Source organism: Bacillus sp. SRB_331, assembly GCF_003264175.1.
GTDB classification, from domain to species: domain Bacteria; phylum Bacillota; class Bacilli; order Bacillales; family Bacillaceae_G; genus Bacillus_A; species Bacillus_A mycoides.
The window spans coordinates 1-319 of record NZ_NADV01000121.1 but is presented as its reverse complement, the minus strand read 5'-3'; the positions used below and the strand labels follow the sequence as shown (position 1 = coordinate 319).

Here is a 319-nt window from a genome sequence, read left to right as displayed (position 1 = left end):
ACTCGAGAGCTTGTAGCGCTTGCCCTGGAACCTCATCTCTCCCAATGCCTTGACGGTCACCACCGTATCGTGCGGCCCGTACTCGATGTCGGGCAGCCGCTGGGGGTAGCTTCGCTCGCTCATGCGATAGCGGCTCGCTGGCGTGGCCATGCCCAGTGCTTGGTGCGGCCTCTGGTGGTTGTAGACTTCTCGCCATCGATCGAATGCCGCCTGTGCCTGCCCCAAGTCTGTGAACGATCTGCCGTTGAGCACTTCCGCCTTGAGCGAGCGGTGGAACCGCTCGTCCTTGCCATTGGTCTGCGGGTGGTAGGGCCGGCTG

General features: G+C 63.3%; 1 protein-coding gene. It reads right to left on the bottom strand.

Features of this window, described 5'->3' with window-relative positions:
- Window positions 1-319, bottom strand: a 319-nt coding sequence (locus B5P42_RS31480) for an integrase core domain-containing protein (protein WP_142674072.1), incomplete at both ends; no start/stop codon positions are given.